Source organism: Rhodovibrio salinarum DSM 9154, assembly GCF_000515255.1.
In the GTDB taxonomy this organism is placed as follows: Bacteria; Pseudomonadota; Alphaproteobacteria; order Kiloniellales; family Rhodovibrionaceae; genus Rhodovibrio; species Rhodovibrio salinarum.
Genome location: NZ_KI911559.1, coordinates 2,469,627 through 2,493,004, shown reverse-complemented (window position 1 = coordinate 2,493,004; position 23,378 = coordinate 2,469,627). Strand labels below are relative to the sequence as shown.

The window sequence follows — 23,378 nt, the reverse complement described above, 5'->3', positions numbered from 1 at the left end:
GGATGTTCTATCGCCTGGCCGGCGTTTACCACACCACCTACGCGGGCGAGCGTAAGCTCTGGCCGGTGCCGGCTGATCGCTGGCAGGCGCTGGGCGTTCTCGCCCTCGCCGTCCTGGCACCTTTGCTCGTGGGCGACCTGTACCTGTCCAGCTACCTCTTACCCTGGCTGGTCTGGACTGCCGCGGCGCTGTCGCTGACGTTGCTGATGGGCGTTGCGGGACAATTGCACTTCGGCTTCGCGGCGGTGATGGCGATCGGCGCCTACACCGCGATCCACCTGACCCGCGCCGGCGTCCCGTTCGAGTTCGCGCTGCTTGGCGCCGGTCTGATGGCGGCTGTGATCGGCTCGCTGTTCGGCGCGGCGGCGCTGCGGGTAAAGGGCCTTTATCTGGTGATGGCGACGCTCGCCATGCAGTATTTGGTGGACTGGACGATCATCAACGTCCCCGCGATCTCCGGCGGCGCGCAGGCAACCCTGCAGGCGCCCGAGGTCAGCTTCCTGGGCGCGCCGATGACCAACGGTACGGTGCAGTACTACGGCGCGCTGCTATGGGCGGTGATCCTCACGGTGTTCATCATGAACATTAAGCGCACCGCTTTCGGCCGCGCCCTGGTCGCGGTGCGCGACAAGGACTTCGCCGCCGCAGTGATCGGGGTCAACGTCTTCAAGTACAAGCTGCTCGCCTTCTTCACCTCCTCCTTCCTCGGCGGGGTGTCGGGGGCGGTGCTCGCCTTCTGCTACTACGAAGCCGTCACGCCAGAGCAGTTCAGCTTCGACGTCTCGATCCAGTTCGTCGCGATGGTGCTGGTCGGCGGGCTGGGCAGCGTGATCGGCGCCTACCTGGGCGCCGCTTTCGTGCTGCTGCTGCCGATCGTGCTCACCAACCTGGTCGCAGCACTCGCCGACAGCGGGGTGATCGCGATGTCGCAGAATCTGCAGTCGCATATCCCGCTGATGGCCTACGGCGGTCTGATCATCGCATTCCTGCTGTTCGAACCGCTGGGGCTGGCCAAGATCTACGACAACGTGCGCAACTATTTCCTGGTGTGGCCCTTCCAGCACACCCGGAACTGACGCCAGGAGCATGACACCAACGACACCCCGCGGCCTGGCCAAAGCAAGAAGAAGCTTAACGTCGAAACGGGAGGTAACCCCATGATCCATAGACGAGGTGCCCTGCGCACCGCGACCGTCGCGATCGCGGCGGCGGCGTGCGCCCTCACCGGCTTTGCCGCCCAGGCCAGCGCACAGGACAAGGAGCCGATCACCTTTGCCCTGCTGCAGGACTTCACCGGCGTCTACACCTTCGTCTCGAATGAATACAACCAGGGCCAGCAGGACTACATCAAGATGGTCAACGCCACCGGCGGCGTGCAGGGCCATCCGATCGATTTGATCGTGCGCGACACGGGCAACGAGCCGCAACGCGGCATCGAAGCCTATAACCGCGCGGTCGAGGAAGGCGCGGTGCTGGTCGATTTCCTGTCGACCCCGGTTAGCCGTGCCATGGTCCCGCGCGTGCTGGAAGACGAGGTGGTGATGATCACCGCCCTGCACGGCCGTGGCGACGCCAGCGACGGCAAGACCTTCCCCTACGTCTTCCCGATGATGGCGACCTACTGGTCGCAGGCCAGCGTGCTCGCGAACTACATCGAGGAGAGCATGGGCGGCCTGGAAGGCAAGCGGATCGCCCACGTCTTCATCGATAGCCCGTTCGGCCGCGAGCCGCTGCCGATCCTGGAAGAGCTCGCCGAGCGCAAGGGCTTCGAGGTTAAGGCCTTCCCCTATCCTTCGCCCGGCAACGAGCAATCCTCGACCTGGTCCGACGTGCGCCGCTGGCGCCCGGACCACGTCACCATCTGGGGCGCCGGCGGCGGCCAGCCGGTGTCGATCCGCACCGCGATCCGCAACGGCATCTCCCCGGAGGATATCCTGTCGGTGGTCTGGCTTGCGCGCACCGACATGGAGCAGGTCGGCTTCGACGCCGCGACCGGCGTGAAGCGGTTCGCTGCCACCCATACCGGCCGCGACACCCCGGTGATCCAGCGAATCATGGACCAGGTGGTCACCCAGGGGAACGGCACCGGCGACGAGAAGAACGTCGGCAACGTCTATTACAACATCGGCGTGGCTACGATGGCCGCTTCGGTCCGCGCAGCGGAGCTGGCTCTTCAAGAGCATGGCGCTCCCCTGACCGGCCCCAAGCTGAAACAGGGCTTCGAGATGGTCGAGGACTTCAATGCCGAAGGCCTGATGCCGCCGATCACGATTACCGAGAAGGACCATCAGGGTGGCGGCTACGGCCGCGTGTCGATGTGGACCGGCGACAGCTGGGAGCCGCAGAGCGACTGGATCGCGGCCTATCAGGACATCGTCTGGGAGGAGATCGAAAAGAACGCCAAGCAGTTCGAGCAGGGCAACTAGTCGCCATGGCCCTGCTGTCGCTCAACAATGTCGAGGTGGTCTACGACAAAGTCTTCCTCGCCATTAAGGGGGTCTCCCTGGCCATCGAGGAGGGCGACATGGTCGCCCTCCTCGGCGCCAACGGCGCCGGCAAATCGACCACGTTGAAGACCGTCAGTGGCCTGCTCGTTCCTGAGCGTGGGGCGGTCACGCGCGGCGAGGTCACGTTCGACGGCCAGGACATCCTGTCGATGGCGGCCGCCCAGCGGGTCGAGAAGGGCATCGTGCATGTGCTGGAAGGCCGACGAATCTTCGAGCACTTAACTCCGGACGACAACCTGACGGCCGCGTTTCCGCTGAACGGCAGCCGCCAGAAGCTGCAGGCGCTCAAGGCGCAGGTCTACGACTACTTCCCGCGTCTGTACGAACGTCGGCGCAGTCAATCCGGCTACCTGTCCGGCGGCGAGCAGCAAATGCTCGCGATCGGCCGCGCGCTGATGACCCAACCGCGCCTGATCATGCTGGACGAGCCATCGCTGGGTCTTGCCCCCGTGCTGGTGCAGGAGATCTTCGAGATCATCACTCGGATCAATCGGGAAGAGCGGGTCAGTGTCCTGCTGGTCGAACAGAACGCCGCCGCCGCGCTCGAGGCCGTGCGCCACGCCTATCTGATCGAGAACGGCCACGTCGTGATGTCCGGAGATGCCGAAACGCTGAAGCAAAATCCGGACATCCAGGAATTCTATCTGGGCGGTCACGACCGGGTGGACTACCACAACGTCAAGCACTACCGTCGGCGTAAACGTTGGCTTGCCTAGCCCATCTGGATAGTGCCGCGCATGATCCGCCATATCGTCTTTTTCACGGTTCCCTCTGACCGGCTGGATGCGGCAGAGGCTGGCCTGAAGACGCTTGAACGAGTCCCCCACGCCGATCGGCTCGAGATCCGCCGCAACCTCAACCGCGACCTGATGTCAAACGAGGTCGATCTGGTGGTCTATGGCGAGTTTGCCGACGAGGCAGCCCTGGCACGCTACAAGGCTGATCCACTGTACCAGAGCGCCATCGATTGGGTCCGCCCGTTACGAGAAATGCGGATCGCAGCCGACATCATCTCGTGACCCGCGTGCTGCTGACCTCTGTGTCTTGAACGCCCCGGATATTTTCAACAACAACCATGCGACTCGCACCACTGGAAGGTGTGGGCTTTACGGTTTCATAATATCTAGAGGTGTAGTGGGTTTTGATACGAAGCTACCTTCACGGCATGCCGAGAGCCCGACCCCATGATCACGACCCTTGATGAGGCCTACGACCGCTTGACCCAGACCGAAGCCGAACGGTCAGCGGTGATCGCGGACTGCCAGCACGCCGATATGCCACTGGTCTATGTCACCCGCGCGTTTGTCGACCAAACCGGCTATCCCGCGGAGGAAGTGATCAATCGAAACTGTCGGTTCCTGCAAGGCCCCGATACCGACCCGCATGACGTTGCCGCGATTCACAAGGCGATCGCGCAAGCGCGCAGCCTGACCATCGACATCCTGAACTACCGCAAGGACGGCACGCCTTTCTGGAACCGTCTGCGCTTGCGTCCGGTGTTCCGCGAAGGTGTGCTCGACACCTACGTCGGCGTTCAGAACCCAATCGCCGAGTCCCAAGTGGACCGTGGCCCTTATTTTGATATGCCGGTGATGGAACCGCTGGCTTGAAGCCCCCTGGCTACCGCTCGCTCTAACGATCGGTTAACTGCTGCGCGACTACCTTGGGGCAGGACTAGTCGATCGGGACCGCCATGCTCGCTGCCAGCGATATCCTCGTATTCTCCGTTCAGATCGCCGTGCTGCTGCTGGTCGCTGCCGTATTCTGGCGACCGGTCGCAGCCGTTGTCCTGCTCGCCTGCGGGGTGTGCGGACTGGCCTTCGCCTTGCTGGGCCAAGGTTCGGGCTGGCTAGTGGTGGGCGTCTTCGCCGTTTTCTGCGCTTGGCGCAGCCTGCAGGTCAGCTTTGTGCAGGTGAAGTATGCTGGCCTCGACGTGTTCAGTGTGAAGGCACCTGAGAAGGCGCCGTCGGAAACCGAATTGCTGGACAAGCTGGTCGCCCGCATGACCGAGTTTAACGCCGTCCGGCGCCAGCGCGCGGAGGCGGCGAAGGCGGCTGCCGAGGCCGAAACGGTGCAGGCCGAGCCGGAGACGGCGCCCGCCAACACACGGACAAACAGCCGGCGCGAACGAACTGAACGCGTGTCGAGCGGCCAGCGCCTCGACCGTTTCGCGCGCCGCCAGCTTGCGGGTAAGAGCAGCAGTACCCGGGCGATGCCTGAAACCGATGAGGTCCCGGCACTGCCGCATGACCCAGACGACGCTCAGAAACGCCGTCTGGATAGCACTAAGACCTCGCCCAAAGCCGTGGCGTAACCCCCTCACCCTCAGAGGCGGGAACGGTTCGCCCGGACTCGCGCTTTACCCCTTCGCAATCGGAGCGGCGGCGCGGAAGGAGCGACCTTTGACGCGCTGAATCGCAAACTCGGTGTCGTCGACCAGCATCACCAGAAGGTCCCCCTCGCTGGCCGCGTCAACGGCCTTCTCGATCGCGCCGTGTTCGTCCAACACGACCTCGACCTTGCCTGCGTTTGCGTCCTCGGCGCCGCTGCGCAGCAGATTGGCCGCCTCGCCGACCTCGCGACCACGTGGATCGGGCTCGCAGATGAATACCTGGTCGTGCATCTGCGCTAATTGAGCACCGAGGGCACGCAGGTCCTCATCGCGCCGGTTGCCGGGCGCCGAAGCAACCGCGATCCGGCGCTTGGCGGTCAGCCCTCCGACCAGTTCTTCCAGCGCGGTCAACGCCGGCACGTTATGGCCGTAATCGACCAGCACCCGCACGCCGTCCGCCTCCACCAGATTCGTCCGACCCGGCAATTGGCCCGGGGTCGGGTGGAAGGTCATCAGACCCTGGCGGATGTCGGCCAGTTCCAAGCCCAGCGCGTGCCCGGCCGCCGCAGCCGCCAGTGCGTTGGAAACGTTGAAGCGGGCATGTCCTTCGAAAGCGATCGGCACATCGTTCACCTCGATGATGTCCGCTTGCACCTGGCCCTGGCGCAGGACGATCTTGCCGTCGGCAACGGTGAAAGCGATGCCGTGATCCTCGACATGCTTGGCGACATCCGGGTGGTCGGGGTCCAGGGTGAAGTAGGCGATCTTGCCGCGCGCCCAATAGGTGCCCTGATCCAGCACACGCGGATCGTCGGCGTTGAGTACGCAGGTGCCGCCTGGGTGGACCGCATCGACTATGACGGTTTTGCAGCGGGCGAGTTCGTCCAGAGTGTGAATGTCGCGCTCGCCCAGGTGGTCGCTGGCGATGTTCAGCAGCACGCCAACGTCGCACTCGTCGAAGCCGAGGCCGCGGCGCATGATGCCGCCGCGCGCGCATTCGAGCACGGCGTGTTCGACCGTTGGTTCTTTGAGCACCGCGTGCGCTGCCTGCGGACCGGAGTAGTCGCCGCGCATGATCACGTGATTGTCGATCTCAATCGTCCCGGTGCAGGCCATGCCGACCTGACGGCCCGCTTGGCGCAGCATGTGCGAAATCAGGCGGGTCGTCGTGGTCTTCCCGTTGGTCCCGGTGATCGCGGTGATCGGGACCCGCCCGTCGTCCTGCGGGTCCGGGAACATCATATCGACCACATGCTTGCCAACATCGCGTGGCGTGCCGTGGGTTGGCGACATGTGCATCCGGAAACCGGGGCCGGCATTCACCTCGACCACACCGGCGGACTGCTGGTCGAGCGGCTTGGTCAGCGTCTCGGCCAACAGGTCGATGCCGATGATGTCCAGGCCGATCAGACGGCCGATCCGCTCGGCCGCGTACTTCACTTCCGGGTGGACGTCATCGGTGATGTCGGTCGCCGTGCCGCCCGTTGACAGGTTAGCGGTCGCCTTCAGATACACGACTTCGCCATCCTTGGGCACGGTCTCCAGGCTCATACCAACCTGGCCAAGCAGCCGGTGGGTCTGCTCATCGACATGGATCTGAGTCAGCAGATTTTCATGCCCGACCCCGCGGCGCGGATCGGCGTTCTCACAATCGATCAGTTGCTGGATGCTCGACTGCCCGTCACCGACGACATGCGCCGGGCGCCGACGGGCGGCCGCGACCAGCTTGCCATCGATCACCAGTAGACGGTGATCTTCACCGCGAACGAAGCTCTCCACCACCACCGTCTCGTAGCGCGCGCAGGCAGCCTCGTAGCCCTCGCGCAGTTCCTGCTCGGTGGTGATGTTGGTGGTCACACCCCGGCCATGATTGCCGACGAGCGGCTTCACCGCGAGCGGATAGCCGATCTGCTCCGCTGCCCACAGCGCGTCATCCCAGGACTCGCAGCTGTAGCCTTTGGGCACCGGGATGCCGGCGTCGCCCAGGATTTGCTTGGTCCAATCCTTGTCGTCGGCGATGCCGTGGCCGATCAGACTGGTGCGCGCGGTCACGGTCGCCTGGAAGCGGCGTTGCTTGGTGCCGTGCCCGAGCTGGGTGTAGCTGGTGTCGTCACTCAGCCGATACCAGGGAATGTTGCGCGCCTGGGCTGCGTTGACGATCGAGCCGGTTGAGGGGCCCAACTGGTGCGCGTCGCGCACCTCTTTCAGCCGCGCGACCGCGGCCTCGAGGTCGACCTCTTCCCCCTTGAACAGCTTGTCGACGATGTCGACGGCCTCCTCGCCCGCCGCCAGACCACAGGCTTCGTCCCGGTATCGGAAGAGGACGTTGTAGATGCCAGTCTCGTAGCTATCGACCGTCTTGCCATAGCCCACGGAGAACCCGATCAGGTTCTGCAACTCGATCGCCACGTGTTCGACGACGTGCCCAGCCCAGGTGCCGCGCTCGACCCGTTGTAGAAAGCCGCCTGGTTCGCCGACCGAACAGCGGTGTTCGTAGAGACTGGGCAACAACGCCTGCAGCCGCTCCTTGAACCCCGGTACCGTGTCGGTCGGGCTGTCCTCCAACGCCTCGATGTCGAGACGCATGTAAATCGCTACATAGCGGCTGTAGTAATTCGGGCCGCGCAGCGCGCGGAGCTCGAGAATCTTCAAACGGGCGTCCTTTCCCTCAAGCGCTGGGCGAGCGTGTCTGTGCCAAGGTACGTTCGGGTTGTCCGGTCATAGCCGTGACCGGCGATCAGGGCATGCATAACCACGTTCTCGACGGCAACCGGTTGGCCGTCTTCCAGATCGGCAACGTTGGAACTGCCCATATCATGGCTGTCCACGATTACGACATGTCCCGGACCAATCGCTTCCACGAAGCCGCCATTGTGGAAGATCACGCCCGCATCCTCCCCCAGACCGAAGCCCAGATATTCCGGATTTGTGGCGCCAACTTCCATCAGACGGGTAAAGCGACCGCGTTCCAGGAAGTGGCTGTCGATCACCACATCGTCAACGAAGCCCAGGCCGTTGCTCATCTTGACCGCGCCCTTGCGCAGGGCATCTGCGGCGTGGCCATTGTAGATCATGGTTGACGATAAAGCGACCGCCCCCGCGCTCGTCCCTGCCACAACAGCCCCTTCCTGGTAGCGCGCACGGACCGCCTGCAACAGCGGCGAGCCGCCCAACACATGGGTCAGGCGCATCTGGTCGCCGCCGGTGAAAAAGATTACGCCGGCGCTCTGTACGGCCTCGCAGGTCTTGGGATCCTTCGCCGCTTTCCGGTCCTGAACATCCAAGGAATGGACGTGTGTTGCGCCCAGGCGCTTGAACACCTGCTCATAAGCGGGCAGCACCTCTTCGGGGATCTGGCTGGCGGTCGCAATCACCGCCACCGTCTTGTTATCCGCCGGCGCGTAGGCAAACACGCGGGTTAGAACCTCCAGGTTGGAGGTCTTATCTTCTGCCCCGCCGATGGCGATCAAGGTACCCTTGGGCGCGTCATGGCTGAGGTTCTGGGAAGCACCGGTCGGGCCGGTGTCGGCAGCGGGATCGACGTTATTGCTATCCATGGGAAGGCCAGTCGTCGCAGTGCGCGACGCCTCTCTTAGCTAGGGCAGGTTCACGAGTGATGGGTCGGGAAAGGATGTCGGACGATCAGCAGCGGCAGGATGACAGGAGAACGATCGCAGCGGCTCCAAAGCGCGCAGTCTGCCAAAAGGAACGCATCGTAAGTTCCAGGCCAGACCGATCATTGACGCGATATATCCGCTCCAAGCTCGCCTCCGTGTCAAGCGCGATATCCTTGCTGTGACGGACCGACTCACTATCACTCTGCCCGCAACATGTTAATTATACCCGAATGGCGCGCCGCCTGAGGATGGTGAATCGTTCCCTAACCCGTCCGGCGGTCGAAAACGGAGTATCGATGATGCTGACCCTGCTGCGCGTGGCGCGGGTGTACACCCCGCAGCCGAGCGAAGCGACCGACATCCTGTTTGCCGATGGCCGGATCGCCTACGTCGGTCCAGAATTATCGGTACCCACGGACTGGCCGGTTGCCGTCTACGAGCGTCCCGACTGCTGGGCTGTGCCCGGTTTCATCGATCAGCACGTTCACGTCACAGGCGGCGGCGGCGAAGGTGGGCCCGTCACCCGCTGCCCCGAGATCACCGCCCGCCAGATCGCCGAGCGTGGCATTGCAACGGTCGTCGGCCTACTGGGGACCGACGGCATCAGCCGCTCGCCTGCCGATGTACTGGCAAAAGTCCGTGGACTACGGGCGGAAGGTGTCGACGCCTACATGTATACCGGCAACTACCGGGTGCCGCCCCCTACCCTGACCGGTTCCGTACAACGCGACCTTGCGTGGGTTCCTGAAATCCTGGGCGTTGGCGAGATCGCGCTGTCCGACCATAGGTCCAGCCAGCCGACCTTCGATGAACTTGCCCGGCTGGTCGCGGATGCGCGGGTCGGCGGTATGCTGGCAGGCAAGCGCGGCATCTGCCACTTCCACATGGGTGACGGGTCGCGCGGGTTGGAGCTGCTGCGCCGCTTGCTGTCGGAGACGGAAATCCCTGCCGAACAGGTCATACCGACTCATGTGAATCGAATCGCGCATCTGATCGAGGACGCCGCGGACTATGCCAAGACCTTCCAGGCGAGTGTCGACGTCACCGCGTTCGACGGCGATCCGGGCGATGGGCTCACCGGCTTCGACGGCGTGCGTCGACTTTTGGAGCGTGGCGTACCGGCGGCGCAGATCACCCTGTCGTCCGACTGCCAGGGCAGCCTGCCGGAGTTCGACGCGCAAGGCCGCCTGACCAAGCTCTCGGTGGCAAGCAACGGCCCGCTGCTCAGCGACTGGCAAACGCTGGTGCGTGAACGCATCTTGGATCTAGCAGATGCCTTGCCTTTGTTAGGGGCGAACGTCGCGCGTGTGCTCGGGCTACACACCCGCAAGGGTCAGCTTGTCGAGGGCTTCGATGCTGACGTGACCCTGCTCGACGAAGCCCTTAATCCATGCATGACGTTCTCCCAGGGCCGGGAGGTATGGAGCCACTACGCCTGAGCGTGCTGCTCTATCCGCTCGCTACGGAAAACTCGGAAAGGCCGGCTTCGGCTTCAATTTGATCGCCGAAGCCGGCACATGGCGCTTAGCCCTCGTGATCCTTGTCGTGCCCCTCGACCTCGATGATCAGTTGCATCTCGGCCGCCACGGCGGGCGCATAGGCATCGACACCCCACTTCGTCCGGTCGATCGTGCCGCGGGCGGAGAAGCCTGCGGTCAAGACGTTATCATACTGCGGGAGCGGGTTCGGCGCCATCTTGTTGAAGGTTACGTCCAGGGTCACGGGATGCGTCTGGCCGTGCATCGTCAGATCGCCGGTCAGTTTGCCGGTCTTCTCGCCCGTGCGCTCAACGCCGGTCGATTCGAAGGTGATCTCCGGAAACTCCTGCGCATTCAGAAAGTCCGGCCCTGTCAGGTGCTCATCGCGCTTGTCGTGGCCGGTATAAACGCTGTCGGCCTGAATCGTGAGCGAGACCTGCGCAGCAGACGCATCCTCGGGATCGAAGGTGAACTCCCCCGACATCTCCTCGAACTCGCCCAGCATGTTGGAGTAACCAAGATGGTTAATCAGAAAGGCAACTTGGGTGTGTGTCGGGTCAACGGTGAACGTCTCGGGGGCGGCCTCGGCCTGCAGCGGCGTGGCGAGCACAAGCGCCGCGGTGCCGGCAGCGCCCAGCGTCAGGGTGCGGAGTTGGCGCATTCTGGAAGCCTCCTCGTCGAATTGGTCTGAACGGGCTGGAATACCCGTGAAGGTCCCGTTTAGATGTTCTGTTGGGGGCTTCCCACAAGGACAGTGTTCGAAAACACACTGTTGACGCCTTATGCAGGCGGTGCTGCGCATCAACCGATCAAGGAGGACGCCACGATGACCGACAAAACCGCCCGCCAAGCGGTCGAGGATGCCGCGGACGCGCTCGGCGAGGCGTTGCTCAAGGCACAGGATGATCCGAGCGCACTCGGCTATGAAGGGCTTGCACGCATGACACTTGCTGCCGGCTTGCGCAGCCTGGCCGAGCATGATGCCGGCGAAGCGCGTGTGCGCCGCGTCGCAGCAGCGATCTATGGCGCCATGCACGACACCAATTCGGAAGCTTTTGCTGCGCTGGACGAAAGCCAGCAGTCCTTCTGGTACAAAATCGCCCGCAAGGCGGTGACGGCGTCCGACGAAGCGGCGGCCATGCAGATCGCCACGAACCGTTAAGTGGTCCTTCGCCACCGATTGGTTAGCCGCAGGCCATCGCGCATGTTACGCCCCATAAGCATGAGGTTGAGGGCGCCCGCCGCCAGTTCCAGTGCTTGCACCGCATAGAACCAGCTATCGAAGCGGGCAGCCTGTGCCCATGCTGCCAGCACGAAAGCGCAGGGAACCAGAACCAACATCCCGTTCAACGCGATCAGCGGCATACGCCGGCGCTTTGCCTCGATCACGTTGCCAGTTCGCCCGCGGGCCAGACGGAATCCACTGGCACCGACGACAATCATCGCCGGGATCAATACCAGCAGACCCCACGGAATGGCGGTCTTCACCCAAACGATCGCTGTCATATCCTGAGACAGTTCACTGACAACGGTTGCGGCCCAAAAAAGCGCGATGCAGAGCAGACCCAAGCTGCCCGCCAGCGCATGCAAGCGATTGGTCATCCGACATCTCCCGTTTGTGTGATGACGGCCGATCGGCAAGCGCCTCGGCGCTCGGGATACGTATGGACTTGGATTCATGCTAAATTGACATGAATCCGTCAATTCAGAATCATATTACCTATTCGACAACACCTTGTCGATACTGACAGAATGACGCAACCGGCAAGCCATCCCGACTGCAAAAATATCAGTAAGATAAGGGAGGGTCCTGACCAAGCACTTCAGGCGCTTGAGCCCAAACGTTCGCGCCGAGCCATACTGGACAGGTTCGACCGTTTGCCCACTTAAGCGGTCCGTTCAGGTGTCAGCGGATGCCGACCTCAGTCCGCCTGCGCCCTGATCAGATCTGAACTCCAGAGACGTACGCCCCGGGCCTAACTGCCACCGCCTGTCTTCCGGCCGAACAACTCCAAGCGGAAATCGACGATCTCGTAGCCGTGGCGCTTCGCGATCTTGTCCTTGAGTTCGTCGATCTCCGGATCGGTAATGCCGACCACCTGGCCAGTGTCCAGATCGACCAAGTGATGGCGGCACTCGTCCGCGATCTCATAGCGGAAGCGATCACTGTCCAGACGTTGCCGGCGGACAAGATCGCTTTCCTCCAACTTGTTCAGAATCCGGTAGACGCTCGCAGAGGAGATGCTGGGATCGCGCTCGCGCGCCCGCTCAAAAATGTCCTCTGCGGTCGGGTGGTCCGTGGATTCATCCAGGATCTGAATGATCGTCGTGGTGTGCGGCGTGATCCGCATGCCGGAGCGGCGGGCATCCGCCTCCAACTGACGGACCCGGTCGCCCTGTGCGCTTTCGCTCGTATCAGCCATATCCACCCTGCGTTTACCGCCTTCACGCGTCACGATGCCGCGCGCGACCGAATCACCTGACCGGAAGGCACGACCAACGCGTCCTAAAATGCGCCTCCGACGGCGCCGGTGCAATCCGCGTGAACGCAACAGCCGTTAGCGCCGCGCAAAACAGCCATTTACGCAAAAAAATGGCCCGACCGAGACGCCAATTCTAGAGGCCATACCCGGTCGGGCCAATGCGGAGTTTGCACATGAGGATGGCAAGGGCCGTGTCCGATCCCTTGATCCTGAATCGGACTGTGCCATGCGGGCGCAGCGGATGCAACTGCAAATCATTCGCATCTGCATCACCCACACCCCGGTCATCTAGGTCTACGGCTCCGCCCACATGCGAGTCAGGTTGGCGTGCGTCTTCGACATCAGGTCGAATTCACGGCTCTTACCTTCGCGCTGGAAAAGCGTCCGTCGGGCGGTGTCGAGATCGAACAGGACTTCACGCTGTTCGGGCGCGCGCACCAGGCTCTGAGCCCAGGTGACCGCGACCTCCCGGGTGCCGCGGGTGACTTCGGCCACATAGTGCAGCGTGTTGGAGGGATAGGTCACGGCGTGGCCAGCCTCCAGCTTGAACGACTGCTCGCCGCCGGTGCCCTCGATCACCAGCTCGCCGCCGTCGTAGTCTTCTGGGTCGGCCAGGAAGACGGTCATCGACACGTCCGAGCGCAGGCGTGCGCTGTCGCCGTCCGTCTCGACCTTCGGGCCCGCGCCCATCAGCGCGTCGTCGACGTGCGCGCCGTAGGCATTGCCGCCCTCGTAGCGGCTGAACAGCATGCGTCTTAGCCGTTTGGGCTGAACGGCCGCGTTGAATACTGGATGGCTGAGTAGCGCCTCGCGCACCAGCTTGTCTGCGTGATCCGCCGGCTCGCTGGCGGCGAGTTGCTGGTTGTGTTTGACCAGCTTGGCATGCCAGCCGGCGGTTTGCTTGCCGTCGACGTAGCTTCCCTGAGCCAGCAGGTCGCGTACCTGCTGCAAGGTCTGGCGGTCCAGAACATTGGCGATGCACACGATCATCGCGACATCGGTCCTTTATACTTTGCATGCGGGCGATCGAAACGGCACCTTAGGGTGGGTATTTTGCGGTTGCAATTGCAATTCATTCTCATACAAAGTGTTGAAACCGCGGCAATATGGCGCGGCTTTCCAGGAAGGCTCCAGCGCGAGCCTGATCTTCCAACGGTTTTTTGAGAGGACGACGATGTCCAAGAACCGAACCAAGCTCTGGGTCGGCCTCGGCGCCTTCGTGTTTGCTGCCGGTGCCGGTGCGCAAGGCGATCCGGTCAAGGACGCCGAGGCTGCGGCCGGAGTGGCTGGCGGCGAGCGCGGTGCGCACGCCCCTTACACGCCGTCCAAGACAGCAACCGCCATCCAGCTCGCCTCCGCCGGAGGTGAAGGGGGCGAAGGTGGCGAAGGTGGCGAGGGTGGCGAGGGCGGCGAAGCGGGTCCCGCCGCTGGCCTGTCCGCAGACCAGAACTTCCTGTTCCAGCTTGCCATGATGAAGGGGCACCTGCACTCCGGCTACGAGCTGCTCGAAGCCGAGAAGCCGAAAGATGCCATGGTGCATTTCCGCCACCCGGTGGAAGAGATCTACGGCGGCATCGAAAGCCAGCTCGCAGAGCGTGGCGTCCAGGACTTCAGGGATGACCTCGCCGAGCTGGTCGAGGCGACCGAAGCCGGCGATTACGAGAAGGCCGAGCACGCCTACTACCACGTGCTGGAATATGTGAACGCGGGCCTGAATGCCGTCAGCCCCGAGTACACCACGAAGCCCAGCTTCATGTTGCCGGTGGTGACCGCGCTGGTGCAGCAGGCGGCTGCCGAATACGATGCCGCGATCAAGGACGGCCAGATGGTCAAAGTCGCGGAGTACCAGGACAGCCGCGGATTCGTCTGGATCGGCCGCGACCTGTTGGGCAGTCTGGCTTCCAGCCTGTACAGCCGGGATGCTGAAGACTTGAAGGACGCGATCGCGGACTACGAGTCGCTGATGACCGCCTGGCCGTCGATCACGCCAGAATACGAGCCCAAGATGAGCCCGGGCGAGGTTCAGGCCGCAGCGTCCAAGGTTGAACTCGAACTGTCCAGCTTCATCATCCGCGACTACGGTGCCTCTGCTGGCGGCGAAGGCGGCGAAGGCGGCGAAGGTGGTGAAGGTGGAGAGGGCGGCGAAGGCGGCTGAGCCGACCAGCGTCCCTCTTGCACCCCACCGAGACCTTCGTGTCTTGTCGGGTCCAACGCACCGGGTGGAGCGCTTAACAGCGCCCTGCCCGGTGTTTCTTCCGTTTGATCAGAGCTAGAGATTTTCGATGCGTTTGCGCATCTTCCTGCCTGCCGTCGGCCTCGCAGCAATCTCCGCCACAGCTGCGGCGCTGGGCTGGTATCTGAGCCCGGACGCGACCCCCGAGCCCAGCATGGCACAGTTGAAGCAGCGTTACGTCCGTCCGGCCGTTCCGCCCTTCCCAGCCGACAACGCCTACACGCCGGCCAAGGCCAAGCTTGGCAAGCAGCTGTTTTTCGATACCCGTCTCAGCGGCAACAACGACATCGCCTGCGCCGGTTGCCACAACCCTGACCTTGGCTGGGAAGATGGCAAGCCGGTGGCTCAAAGTCCGACGGGCACCCCCCAGCAGCGCCATTCGCCCACGCTGTGGAATGTGGCTTGGGAACGGACCTTCTTCTGGGATGGTCGTTCACCCAGCCTGGAAGACCAGGCAACCCGTCCCGTGTTGTCGCAGGGCGAGATGAATCAGCCGATGCCCTCGCTGCTCAAGGAATTGCGCGGGATCGACGGCTATCGGCGGGCGTTTGCGAAGGTGTTCCCGGAGGCCGACCCGCAGATCACGCAGGCCAACCTCGCCAAGGCGCTGGCAACCTACGAGCGTACGCTCGTGCAGCCGATGACACCGTTCGACCAGTGGATCGCCGGCGACGAAGACGCGATCTCCGACATGGCCAAGCAGGGCTTCCGCCTGTTCAACGGCAAGGCCAATTGTGCCTCGTGCCACGGCGGTTGGCGGCTGACCCGCGGCGCCTATCACGACATCGGCCTGGACGATCGTGGCGACCTGGGCCGCGGACCGGTGCTGGACGTCGATGCCGCCAACCACGCCTTCAAGACGCCGACCCTGCGCGACATCACGCGGCGCGCGCCCTACATGCACGACGGCCGAATGCAGACGCTGCGCGAGGTGATCCAGCACTATGAGGGAGACTTCGTGCGCCGTGAGACGCTGTCCGCCGATATGCAGGAGATCGATCTGACAGACGTCGAAACCGCCCAGCTGATCGCCTTCCTGAAGACCCTGGAGACCCCGCACGCGCTACAGAACGTCACCCGGCCGGAGCTACCGCAATGACCCGCGCTCTACACGCCTGCGCCCGGCTGCTGACGGTTACCGGTCTGCTCGCGCTCGCCGCGTGCGGCGACGGCGGCAACGACGTGGCGCATGAGATCAGCCAGAAGAATAAGGCTTTCCACCCAGATGCCGTCGAGATTCAGGTGGGCGAGACCATCGTGTTACACAACGACGATAGCCGAACCCACAACATCCGCGTCTACGATCCCAGGATGGACTTCAACTCCGGCAGCCAGGACCCCGGCGAGGATGTCCGCCTGACCTTCGACGAGCCTGGCACCTACTACGTGACCTGCGGCATCCACCCGGTGATGGAGCTGAAGGTGACGGTGCAGGAGAAGGGTTCGGAGGCAGACGGTTAGCCGCCTCTCTCTCCCTATTTCTTCCTAAGCCGGAGCTTATCCGCTAACTCTCAACCAGTTTCTCAAGATTGGCCAAGGTATCAGCCTCGTGCGCCGGCTTATCCCAGCGGATGCGGGAGATGCGCGGGAAGCGCATGGCGACCCCGGACTTATGCCGGTTCGACGGGTGTACGGCATCGAACGCAACCTCCAGCACCAGCCGCGGATCGACCGCGCGGACCGGGCCGTAGCGTTCCACCGTATGGTCGCGCACCCATTTGTCGAGTTGGCGCAGTTCCTGGTCGGTGAAACCGAAATAGGCCTTGCCGACCGGCACCAGCTCCCAGCCATTCACTTCCGACTTGTTGGCGTCCGCGTCTGATGCGCGGTCGTCAACCGGTCGCCAGGTACCGAAGGTGTAATCGGAGAAATAGCTGCTGCGTTTGCCGTGGCCGCGCTGGGCGTACATCAGCACGGCGTCCAGTGTCAGGGGATCGCGCTTCCACTTGAACCACGGACCCTTGGGCCGACCGGCGACGTAAGTACTGTCCTTGCGCTTGAGCATCAGCCCCTCGATGCCGCGCTGGCACGCCTCCTCGCGCAGTTCCTTGAGGGCGTCCAGGCGGTCGATCGGCAGCAACGGCGAGGCGTCCATCCGCGCTGGCTGCTCGCGCGCGAGAAAGGCTTCAAGACGCGCCCGACGGTCATCGAAGGACAAGCCGCGCAGGTCCTCGTTCTGGTCGAATAGAATGTCGTAAACCCGCACGTATGCGGGATAGTCCTTCAACAGCTCCGAGGTCACCTTCTTGCGGTTCAAACGCTGCTGCAGGTCATTGAACGACGCCACGACGCCGTCGCGCACGACCAGCAGTTCGCCGTCCAGCACGGCGTCGAAGGTCATCGCCTCGGCGACATCCGGGAAGGTGCCGGTGATCTCTTCGCCGGTGCGCGAGAAGATGCGCTGCACGCCACCGCCGGCGACCAGCTGCACGCGGATACCGTCCCACTTCCATTCCGCGCGGTAATTCGCAACTTCCAACTGATCGACCTCCTGGTCCTCCAGCGGGGTCGCCAGCATCATCGGGCGAAAGGCCGCGCGGGTGTCGATCTCCGGCCGGCCCTGACGGGCTTCCAGCCAGGCGAACAGCTCCTCATAGGGCGGCTGGAGACCGTGCCAAACCTCCTCAATCTCCTGTAGCTCGGTCTGGAACGCCTCCGACAGCGCGGTCTTGGCCAGCCGCTCCGATACGCCAACGCGCAGACCGCCGGTGATCAGCTTAAGCAGCGCCCAGCGTTCGGTTGGTTCGAGTGCATCCAACCAGCGCGCAATCAGATCGGGGACCTGCGCGCGTTTGGTTTCCGCCAAGCGCGCTACGACCTCGGTGATCTCCGGCTTGCGGTTGGCACCGGGCTGGGCGGGCCAGATCAGGGCGGTCGTTTCTGCCAGATCTCCGACGTAGTCGTAGGACCATTCGAACAACACGGGATCGACGCGCGCCTGCACCAAGCCGCGGATCTGGCCTGGCTTCGCCTCCTTGAAGTCCAGCGCGCCTGTCAGGGCCGCGAGCGCGTGGCCGCGGTCGGGATCGGGCGTGGTGCGGAAATAGTCGCCCATCAGCCGCAGCTTGGCATTGCGCGAGGCGGTGAAAACCAGCCGGTCGAGCAGTTCGGCGAAACGTTCCATCAGCCCGCCTGCCCCGTTTGTTCTGATGGCTCGGTTTCCTGCGCCGTCGCCTCCTCGGGATCGGACTCCTCCTCGCCCCAGCCGACGACGGCCAGTGCCCTAGCGTCGAAGCCCTGCTGACTGGCCCAGTGGCAGAGCGCCTCCTCGCTGCCGTGCGTGACCCAAACCTGCGGCGCGCCGACGTCATGCAGGGTCTGGGTCAGCTCGTCCCAATCGGCGTGGTCGGAGATCACCAACGGCAGTTCCACGCCGCGCTGACGGGCGCGCTGACGCACCCGCATCCAGCCCGAGGCCATGGTCGGCAATGGCTCCGGCAGGCGCCGGGCCCAGCGGTCGTTAAGCGCCGCCGGCGGCGCCAGAACGATCTCCCCGGCCAGGGTCTTCTTGTTCTGCCCGGTCGCGCGCTCCAACGGGCCGAGATCGATGCCCAGTTCCTGATAGAGTTCGCACAGGCCCATCAGCGCACCGTGCAGATAAATCGGCCGATCGTAGCCAGCTTCCCGGATCAGCGAGATCAACCGCTGCGCCTTGCCGAGCGCGTAGGAGCCGACCAGGATCGCGCGCTCCGGGAACTGCGCGCGCGCATCTATCAAGCGGCGCACCTCGCCGGCCGCGTCCGGATGGCGGAACACCGGCAGGCCGAAGGTCGCTTCCGTCACGAAGGCATCGCAGGGCACCGGTTCAAACGGCGGACAGGTCGGATCGCTCCGGCGTTTGTAGTCGCCGGAGACGACGACCCGCGATCCCTTGTACTCAAGCACCGCCTGCGCACTGCCCAGCACATGGCCGGCGGGCACGAAGCGCACCGTTACCTCGCCGATTTTGCGTGCCTCGCCATAGCGCATCGGATCGTGCGTCCCACCCGCGCGCTCCTGGTAGCGATGGCGCATGATCGCCAGCGTTTCCGGCGTCGCCAACACGTGGCCATGATCCGGGCGCGCGTGATCGGCGTGGCCGTGGGTCACGACGGCGTAATCGACGGGTCGTGTCGGATCGACGTAAAAGCCGCCGGGGGTGACGTAGAAGCCGCGGTTCGTGACCTGGATCCAGCTTTCCGGACGGGGGGCGGGCATGTCGGTCAATCGGTTAGGAGAAAGATCATCTATCGGCGGAACCGATCCTAGAGATTGCCCATGGCAGGCGCACGGTCAACGCCGCGGTCTTGACCGCCTGTTCCCAACCGGCGAAGGGTCCTGGTTATGACTGCCCCCGACCCGGCCGGTGAGCCGATGCCCGTCTATGACCTATGCGCCTTCTTCGTAGGCCGTTGGGCCATCGTGCGCGAGATCGAGGATCGCCGTGCGGGGGTTCGGCACGTCATGCGCGGCAGCGGTACCTTCGCGCTGCCTTCAGGCGATCCCGCTGGACTGCTCTACGACGAGACGGTTACGTGGCGCCCGGCCGGCCAGGAGATGACCGGCACGCGCCGCTACCGGATCGCGAACCTCGCGGGCGCACGCGCCGAAGTGTTGTTCGACGACGGCCGACCGTTCCATGCTCTCGACTTGTCGGCCGGCACGTGCGCGGTCCACCACGACTGCCCGCCGGACGTCTACGATGGCCTCTATCGCGTGCTCGACACCGATCGTTTCACCGTCCGCTGGGCCGTCACCGGCCCGCGCAAGGACAGCGTGTTGATGACGACCTTCAAACGGGAGCCTTAACGCGGGCTCACCGCCCTTCCCTTGGCCGTCCCGACGCCTATCCTCGGGGGCGCGATGGTCCAGAACGATACCGATCAGACCGATTCCGCCCTGCCCGACCCGGTAGCCGACTGGTTCGCCGATCGGGGATGGGCGCCGCACGCCCATCAGTTGAAGATGCTGGCGGCCGCGCGGGCCGGGCGTTCGGCCCTTCTGATCGCCCCTACCGGCGGCGGCAAGACACTGGCGGGCTTCCTGCCCTCGCTGTGCGAACTGGCCGAGCGGCCGCATACGGGTCTGCACACCCTCTACATCTCCCCGCTCAAGGCGTTGACGCAGGATATCCAGCGCAACCTGGAGACACCGGTGGCGGAGATGGGCCTCGACGTCTCGGTTGAGACGCGCACCGGCGACACGCCGCAGGCCAAGCGCAAGCGCCAGCGGCTGCATCCGCCTAACATGCTGCTGACGACGCCGGAATCGCTCGCCTTGATGCTCTCCTATCCGGACGCGCCGGAATTCTTCGCCGGTCTGCAGTGCGTTGTGCTGGACGAGTTGCACGCGTTGGCAGGTACCAAGCGCGGCGACCTTTTGGCGCTCGGCCTAGCCCGGCTGAACCGCCTGGCCCCGCAGGCCAGGCGTGTCGGCCTGTCAGCCACGGTGCGCACGCCCGCCGAGCTGCGCGCCTGGCTGTCGCCGTCAGCCGAGGACGACGGCTCGGTGCAGCAGGTCGACGGCGGCGAAGGGCCGAAGCCCGAGATCGAAATCCTAACGACGCGCGAGTACCTGCCCTGGTCCGGCCACATGGCCGTACATGCCCTGAGCGAGGTCTACGAACGGCTGAAACAGGCGGAGACCACGCTGATCTTCGTCAACACGCGCGCGCAGGCGGAGATCGTGTTCCAAGAGCTCTGGCGCCTGAACGAGAACCTGTTGCCGATCGCCCTGCACCACGGCTCGCTCGACGTCGAACAGCGCCGCAAGGTCGAGGCGGCGATGGCCCGCGGCGACCTCAAGGCCGTGGTCGCGACCTCCTCGCTCGACCTTGGCATCGACTGGGCGGCGATCGATCTGGTCGTGCAGGTCGGCGCGCCCAAGGGCGTGGCCCGGCTGCTGCAGCGCATCGGCCGCGCCAATCACCGGCTCGACGCGCCGAGCCGCGCCCTGCTGGTGCCCGCCAACCGCTTCGAAGTGTTGGAGTGCCGCGCAGCGGTCGAAGCCGTGCAGGCGCGCATACTGGACGGTGAACCGCTACGCGCGGGCGGGCTGGACGTCTTATGCCAGCACATTCTGGGCATGGCCTGCTCCGCCCCGGTCGATCCCGACGCCCTGTACGCCGAGATTCGTACCGCCCAGCCGTATCGGGAGTTGTCCCGCCGGGACTTCGACGACGCCTTCGCCTTCGTCGACCACGGCGGCTATGCGCTCAAAGGCTATCGCAAGTTCCGCCGGATGACCCAAGACGACCGCGGCACCTACCGCGTCGCCTCGATCCCGGACGCGCAGCGTTACCGCATGAACGTCGGCACGATCGTCGAGGCGCCGACGCTCAAGGTGAAGCTGAGGGGCGGACGCGTCCTGGGCGAGGTCGAGGAATTCTTCGCCCAGTATCTGGAGGCTGGCGACACCTTCCTGTTTTCCGGCCAGCTCCTGCGCTTCGAGCGAATCAAGGAGCTGACCTGCGAGGTCACGCGCGCGACCAAGGCCGACCAACCCAAGGTGCCGGCCTACATGGGCGGTCGTTTGCCGCTGTCGACCCACCTGGCCGAACGGGTGCGCGGCATCCTGGAGGATCGGCGCGCCTGGGCCGATCTGCCGGGGCCGGTCGAACAATGGCTGGGCATCCAGCGCTGGCGCTCCAGCGTGCCCGGGCGCGAGGGGCTGCTGGTCGAGAGCTTCCCACGCGGCGACAAAGAGTTCCTGGTCGCCTACTGCTTCGAGGGGCGCAACGCCCACCAAACGCTCGGCATGCTGATCACCAAACGGATGGAACGGCTACGCCTCTCACCGCTCGGCTTCGTCGCGACCGACTATGTGCTCGCTGTCTGGTCGCTGCGCGCGCCGAGCGACGAACAGGTCGGCCAACTGTTCGACCAGGATATCCTGGGTGACGAGCTTGAGGAGTGGATGGAGGAATCCTCAATGCTGCGCCGGACCTTCCGTAACGTCGGGGTGGTCGCCGGGCTGATCGATAAGCAGCTTCCGGGCCAGGAGAAGACCGGCAAGCAGGTCACCTTCTCCGCCGATCTGGTCTATGACGTGCTGCGCAAGCACCAGCCGGACCACATCCTGTTGCGCGCGACCCGGCAGGACGTCGGCGGCGGCCTGACCGATATTCGCCGCCTGTCCGACATGCTTGGGCGCGTCGCCGGCGCGATCCGGCACACCCGGCTGGAACGAATCTCGCCGCTCGCCGTGCCGGTGTTGCTGGAAATCGGTCGCGAGCAGGTTGACGGCGAGGCACTGGACGACCTGCTGGACGAGGGGGCGCAGACGTTGATCGAGGAGGCCACCTCAACCGAGTACGATCAGTCGGAGCTGCCGTTGTGAGCGGCGTGTCGGGAAGGCGCTGGATGACCGACCCCGAATCACGCACAAGGGATGCGCCGTCCGATCCCGACCCGCTGGAGTCGTCCCGCCCGCCGATGTCCGAATCCGTTGCCGACAGTGACGCCGCGATCCGCCTCAATGGCGCGGACCTGGTGCCTGACGTCTCCGGCGCCTTGTGGTGGCCGGCACGCAGCGTGCTGGTGGTGGCCGACCTGCATCTGGAAAAAGGCAGCAGCTACAGCCGCCACAACCTGCCGCCCTACGACAGCCGGGCGACGCTGGAGCGGCTGCAAGCGGTGATCGACCGCAGGCGGCCCGAGCACGTGATCTGCCTGGGCGATTCCTTCCACGACCGCCGCGCGGCGGACCGTCTGGCGGACGACGAACGCGCACAGATTCAGACGCTGGCTGCACGGGTCAACTGGACCTGGATCGCCGGCAACCACGACCCGGCCCCGCCGGCCGACTGGGGCGGCACGGTTGCACAGGAGTTGACCCTGGGACCGCTGGTGTTTCGGCACGCGGCCGATCCCGCGCACCGGAGCGCGGGCGAAGTTTCCGGCCATTACCACCCCAAAACGCGCGTGCGGGTGCGGGGCAAGGGCGTCTCCGCCCGCTGCTTCGTTGCCGATGGCCGGCGGCTGATCCTGCCCGCCTTCGGCGCCTACACGGGCGGCCTGAGCGTGCTCGATCCTGCGATTGCCAATCTGTTCCCGCGCAACTTCACAGCCCACCTGATCGGCAAGCGCGCGGTCTACCCCTATCCCAGGCACGCGCTGGTGGGCTGAAGCGCGCCGAGGGCCGCCGGCCCCATTGGCGTGGTCCGAGACGCGGGTCTTTCACACGCTCAAAACCTGCCAATAGGACCGGCTGGCCTTGTTGGATCAGTCTTCCAGCAGCGGATAGACGCCGTTCTCGTCGTGCGTCTCGCGGCCGGTCAGGGGCGGGTTGAAGACGCAGACCATGCGCATGTCCTCGGTGCCGCCGCGCAGGTAGTGGCGCTCGTGGCCGTTCAGGGCGTACATCGTACCGTCGGTGATTTTGTGCACCTTGCCCGTCTCCAGATCCTCGATCTCGCCGTTGCCGGCCACGCAGTAGACCGCCTCCAGATGGTTGGCGTAGTGGATGTAGGTCTCGGTGCCGGCGTGGATGATCGTCTCGTGGAAGGAAAAGCCCATGCCGTCGCGCTTCAGCAGGAAGCGGCGGCTCTTCCAGTTGCCGTTCTCCGCGTGCACGTCGGCCTGCGTGTCCACGATCTCGTTCAGGTGCTTCACGATCATGGCGGAATCCGTCTCCTGATCTCGTTGATTGTTCGGGGTGCCGGGCGTTGGGGCGCACGAAAAGGCGCCGGCCCGGATCAGATGCGGCGTGCACCCTGCCCGGACCGGCGCCAAAAAGCCAGGGCGCGGAA

Annotated in this window: 23 protein-coding genes; 14 read left to right on the top strand and 9 right to left on the bottom strand. The window is 64.5% G+C overall.

Annotation, left to right across the window (positions count from 1 at the left end):
- Positions 1 to 2 precede the first annotated feature (2 nt).
- The 6 genes from RHOSA_RS0111515 to RHOSA_RS0111490 all read left to right on the top strand — a co-directional run bounded on the left by RHOSA_RS0111515 (position 3) and on the right by RHOSA_RS0111490 (position 4,821).
- Complete coding sequence (locus RHOSA_RS0111515; protein WP_027288791.1) at positions 3 to 1,076, top strand: branched-chain amino acid ABC transporter permease; 1,074 nt, start codon at positions 3 to 5, stop codon at positions 1,074 to 1,076.
- Between the two features lie 81 nt (positions 1,077 to 1,157).
- Positions 1,158 to 2,426, top strand: coding sequence for an ABC transporter substrate-binding protein (locus tag RHOSA_RS0111510; protein WP_081728672.1), 1,269 nt, complete (start codon positions 1,158 to 1,160; stop codon positions 2,424 to 2,426).
- Between the two features lie 5 nt (positions 2,427 to 2,431).
- Positions 2,432 to 3,223, top strand: a complete 792-nt coding sequence (locus RHOSA_RS0111505) for an ABC transporter ATP-binding protein (RefSeq protein ID WP_081728671.1) — start codon at positions 2,432 to 2,434, stop codon at positions 3,221 to 3,223.
- A gap of 21 nt (positions 3,224 to 3,244) precedes the next feature.
- On the top strand, positions 3,245 to 3,526 hold the full coding sequence (locus RHOSA_RS0111500; protein ID WP_027288788.1) for a Dabb family protein: 282 nt from the start codon (positions 3,245 to 3,247) through the stop codon (positions 3,524 to 3,526).
- A 165-nt stretch (positions 3,527 to 3,691) separates the two neighbouring features.
- The gene (locus RHOSA_RS22030) at positions 3,692 to 4,117 is read left to right on the top strand and encodes a PAS sensor domain-containing protein (protein ID WP_051432070.1); all 426 of its coding nucleotides are present in this window, start codon (positions 3,692 to 3,694) and stop codon (positions 4,115 to 4,117) included.
- Between the two features lie 83 nt (positions 4,118 to 4,200).
- On the top strand, positions 4,201 to 4,821 hold the full coding sequence (locus RHOSA_RS0111490) for a hypothetical protein (RefSeq protein ID WP_027288787.1): 621 nt from the start codon (positions 4,201 to 4,203) through the stop codon (positions 4,819 to 4,821).
- A gap of 45 nt (positions 4,822 to 4,866) precedes the next feature.
- Here the strand turns inward: RHOSA_RS0111490 and cphA are convergent, their stop codons facing one another.
- Entirely contained in the window at positions 4,867 to 7,491 is a 2,625-nt protein-coding gene (gene cphA, locus RHOSA_RS0111485; RefSeq protein WP_027288786.1) for a cyanophycin synthetase, read from the bottom strand.
- Positions 7,488 to 8,396 (bottom strand): cyanophycinase, encoded by a 909-nt coding sequence (locus RHOSA_RS22025; RefSeq protein ID WP_081728670.1) that lies wholly within the window; start codon positions 8,394 to 8,396, stop codon positions 7,488 to 7,490. The genes cphA and RHOSA_RS22025 overlap by 4 nt, the downstream gene beginning before the upstream one ends.
- 356 nt (positions 8,397 to 8,752) lie before the next feature.
- Here RHOSA_RS22025 and iadA point away from each other — a divergent pair, with 356 nt between their 5' ends.
- Entirely contained in the window at positions 8,753 to 9,895 is a 1,143-nt protein-coding gene (gene iadA, locus RHOSA_RS0111475; RefSeq protein ID WP_051432069.1) for a beta-aspartyl-peptidase, read from the top strand.
- An 85-nt stretch (positions 9,896 to 9,980) separates the two neighbouring features.
- Here iadA and RHOSA_RS0111470 read toward each other — a convergent pair whose 3' ends face one another.
- On the bottom strand, positions 9,981 to 10,595 hold the full coding sequence (locus tag RHOSA_RS0111470; protein ID WP_037256162.1) for a YceI family protein: 615 nt from the start codon (positions 10,593 to 10,595) through the stop codon (positions 9,981 to 9,983).
- A gap of 165 nt (positions 10,596 to 10,760) precedes the next feature.
- Between RHOSA_RS0111470 and RHOSA_RS0111465 the strand changes: the two genes are divergently transcribed.
- Positions 10,761 to 11,096: a hypothetical protein gene (locus tag RHOSA_RS0111465; protein WP_156092706.1), complete on the top strand. Its 336-nt coding sequence runs from the start codon at positions 10,761 to 10,763 to the stop codon at positions 11,094 to 11,096.
- Here RHOSA_RS0111465 and RHOSA_RS0111460 read toward each other — a convergent pair.
- From RHOSA_RS0111460 to RHOSA_RS0111450, 3 genes are all read right to left on the bottom strand, one after another.
- Positions 11,093 to 11,536 carry a hypothetical protein gene (locus tag RHOSA_RS0111460; RefSeq protein WP_027288782.1) on the bottom strand — a complete coding sequence of 148 codons (444 nt, stop codon included), beginning with the start codon at positions 11,534 to 11,536 and terminating at the stop codon, positions 11,093 to 11,095. The two genes, RHOSA_RS0111465 and RHOSA_RS0111460, sit on opposite strands and share 4 nt — an antisense overlap.
- A gap of 374 nt (positions 11,537 to 11,910) precedes the next feature.
- Positions 11,911 to 12,357, bottom strand: a complete 447-nt coding sequence (locus RHOSA_RS0111455) for a Fur family transcriptional regulator (protein ID WP_051432068.1) — start codon at positions 12,355 to 12,357, stop codon at positions 11,911 to 11,913.
- 354 nt (positions 12,358 to 12,711) lie between these two features.
- Positions 12,712 to 13,407 carry a Fe2+-dependent dioxygenase gene (locus tag RHOSA_RS0111450; protein WP_027288780.1) on the bottom strand — a complete coding sequence of 232 codons (696 nt, stop codon included), beginning with the start codon at positions 13,405 to 13,407 and terminating at the stop codon, positions 12,712 to 12,714.
- On the opposite strand from RHOSA_RS0111450, the gene RHOSA_RS22020 reads away from it, so the two are divergent.
- The 3 genes from RHOSA_RS22020 (at position 13,394) to RHOSA_RS0111435 (ending at position 16,111) form a co-directional block, all read left to right on the top strand.
- A complete protein-coding gene (locus RHOSA_RS22020; protein ID WP_156092704.1) occupies positions 13,394 to 14,572 on the top strand; it encodes a 4-helix bundle domain-containing protein in 1,179 nt (392 codons plus the stop codon). The genes RHOSA_RS0111450 and RHOSA_RS22020 overlap by 14 nt on opposite strands.
- A gap of 127 nt (positions 14,573 to 14,699) precedes the next feature.
- Complete coding sequence (locus RHOSA_RS22015) at positions 14,700 to 15,749, top strand: cytochrome-c peroxidase (protein WP_051432066.1); 1,050 nt, start codon at positions 14,700 to 14,702, stop codon at positions 15,747 to 15,749.
- Positions 15,746 to 16,111 (top strand): cupredoxin domain-containing protein, encoded by a 366-nt coding sequence (locus tag RHOSA_RS0111435; protein WP_051432065.1) that lies wholly within the window; start codon positions 15,746 to 15,748, stop codon positions 16,109 to 16,111. Before RHOSA_RS22015 ends, RHOSA_RS0111435 begins: the two co-directional genes overlap by 4 nt.
- Positions 16,112 to 16,154: 43 nt before the next feature.
- Here the strand turns inward: RHOSA_RS0111435 and RHOSA_RS0111430 are convergent, their stop codons facing one another.
- A complete protein-coding gene (locus RHOSA_RS0111430) occupies positions 16,155 to 17,774 on the bottom strand; it encodes a cisplatin damage response ATP-dependent DNA ligase (protein ID WP_027288778.1) in 1,620 nt (539 codons plus the stop codon).
- Positions 17,774 to 18,847, bottom strand: coding sequence for a ligase-associated DNA damage response exonuclease (locus tag RHOSA_RS22010; protein ID WP_051432064.1), 1,074 nt, complete (start codon positions 18,845 to 18,847; stop codon positions 17,774 to 17,776). The genes RHOSA_RS0111430 and RHOSA_RS22010 overlap by 1 nt, the downstream gene beginning before the upstream one ends.
- A gap of 126 nt (positions 18,848 to 18,973) precedes the next feature.
- Here RHOSA_RS22010 and RHOSA_RS22005 point away from each other — a divergent pair, with 126 nt between their 5' ends.
- From RHOSA_RS22005 to pdeM, 3 genes are read left to right on the top strand one after another with little or no spacing between them, the layout of a single operon-like run.
- Positions 18,974 to 19,438, top strand: a complete 465-nt coding sequence (locus RHOSA_RS22005; protein ID WP_037256160.1) for a DUF6314 family protein — start codon at positions 18,974 to 18,976, stop codon at positions 19,436 to 19,438.
- 54 nt (positions 19,439 to 19,492) lie between these two features.
- Positions 19,493 to 21,967, top strand: a complete 2,475-nt coding sequence (locus tag RHOSA_RS0111410) for a ligase-associated DNA damage response DEXH box helicase (protein ID WP_037256157.1) — start codon at positions 19,493 to 19,495, stop codon at positions 21,965 to 21,967.
- A gap of 23 nt (positions 21,968 to 21,990) precedes the next feature.
- Positions 21,991 to 22,755, top strand: a complete 765-nt coding sequence (gene pdeM / locus RHOSA_RS0111405; RefSeq protein WP_242468789.1) for a ligase-associated DNA damage response endonuclease PdeM — start codon at positions 21,991 to 21,993, stop codon at positions 22,753 to 22,755.
- Positions 22,756 to 22,851: 96 nt separating this feature from the next.
- Here pdeM and RHOSA_RS0111400 read toward each other — a convergent pair whose 3' ends face one another.
- Positions 22,852 to 23,247 (bottom strand): ectoine synthase, encoded by a 396-nt coding sequence (locus RHOSA_RS0111400; protein ID WP_027288774.1) that lies wholly within the window; start codon positions 23,245 to 23,247, stop codon positions 22,852 to 22,854.
- Between the last annotated feature and the right edge of the window lie 131 nt (positions 23,248 to 23,378).

Excerpts from the sequence above, each read along its gene's own strand:
- RHOSA_RS0111515 (WP_027288791.1), top strand. The coding sequence starts at position 3 with ATGTTCTATCGCCTGGCCGGCGTTTACCACACCACCTACGCGGGCGAG.
- RHOSA_RS0111510 (WP_081728672.1), top strand. The coding sequence starts at position 1,158 with ATGATCCATAGACGAGGTGCCCTGCGCACCGCGACCGTCGCGATCGCG.
- RHOSA_RS0111505 (WP_081728671.1), top strand. The coding sequence starts at position 2,432 with ATGGCCCTGCTGTCGCTCAACAATGTCGAGGTGGTCTACGACAAAGTC.
- RHOSA_RS0111500 (WP_027288788.1), top strand. The coding sequence starts at position 3,245 with ATGATCCGCCATATCGTCTTTTTCACGGTTCCCTCTGACCGGCTGGAT.
- RHOSA_RS22030 (WP_051432070.1), top strand. The coding sequence starts at position 3,692 with ATGATCACGACCCTTGATGAGGCCTACGACCGCTTGACCCAGACCGAA.
- RHOSA_RS0111490 (WP_027288787.1), top strand. The coding sequence starts at position 4,201 with ATGCTCGCTGCCAGCGATATCCTCGTATTCTCCGTTCAGATCGCCGTG.
- RHOSA_RS22025 (WP_081728670.1), bottom strand. The coding sequence starts at position 8,396 with ATGGATAGCAATAACGTCGATCCCGCTGCCGACACCGGCCCGACCGGT.
- iadA (WP_051432069.1), top strand. The coding sequence starts at position 8,753 with ATGATGCTGACCCTGCTGCGCGTGGCGCGGGTGTACACCCCGCAGCCG.
- RHOSA_RS0111470 (WP_037256162.1), bottom strand. The coding sequence starts at position 10,595 with ATGCGCCAACTCCGCACCCTGACGCTGGGCGCTGCCGGCACCGCGGCG.
- RHOSA_RS0111465 (WP_156092706.1), top strand. The coding sequence starts at position 10,761 with ATGACCGACAAAACCGCCCGCCAAGCGGTCGAGGATGCCGCGGACGCG.
- RHOSA_RS0111460 (WP_027288782.1), bottom strand. The coding sequence starts at position 11,536 with ATGACCAATCGCTTGCATGCGCTGGCGGGCAGCTTGGGTCTGCTCTGC.
- RHOSA_RS0111455 (WP_051432068.1), bottom strand. The coding sequence starts at position 12,357 with ATGGCTGATACGAGCGAAAGCGCACAGGGCGACCGGGTCCGTCAGTTG.
- RHOSA_RS22020 (WP_156092704.1), top strand. The coding sequence starts at position 13,394 with ATGCACACGATCATCGCGACATCGGTCCTTTATACTTTGCATGCGGGC.
- RHOSA_RS0111450 (WP_027288780.1), bottom strand. The coding sequence starts at position 13,407 with ATGATCGTGTGCATCGCCAATGTTCTGGACCGCCAGACCTTGCAGCAG.
- RHOSA_RS22015 (WP_051432066.1), top strand. The coding sequence starts at position 14,700 with ATGCGTTTGCGCATCTTCCTGCCTGCCGTCGGCCTCGCAGCAATCTCC.
- RHOSA_RS0111435 (WP_051432065.1), top strand. The coding sequence starts at position 15,746 with ATGACCCGCGCTCTACACGCCTGCGCCCGGCTGCTGACGGTTACCGGT.
- RHOSA_RS0111430 (WP_027288778.1), bottom strand. The coding sequence starts at position 17,774 with ATGGAACGTTTCGCCGAACTGCTCGACCGGCTGGTTTTCACCGCCTCG.
- RHOSA_RS22010 (WP_051432064.1), bottom strand. The coding sequence starts at position 18,847 with ATGCCCGCCCCCCGTCCGGAAAGCTGGATCCAGGTCACGAACCGCGGC.
- RHOSA_RS22005 (WP_037256160.1), top strand. The coding sequence starts at position 18,974 with ATGACTGCCCCCGACCCGGCCGGTGAGCCGATGCCCGTCTATGACCTA.
- RHOSA_RS0111410 (WP_037256157.1), top strand. The coding sequence starts at position 19,493 with ATGGTCCAGAACGATACCGATCAGACCGATTCCGCCCTGCCCGACCCG.
- pdeM (WP_242468789.1), top strand. The coding sequence starts at position 21,991 with ATGACCGACCCCGAATCACGCACAAGGGATGCGCCGTCCGATCCCGAC.
- RHOSA_RS0111400 (WP_027288774.1), bottom strand. The coding sequence starts at position 23,247 with ATGATCGTGAAGCACCTGAACGAGATCGTGGACACGCAGGCCGACGTG.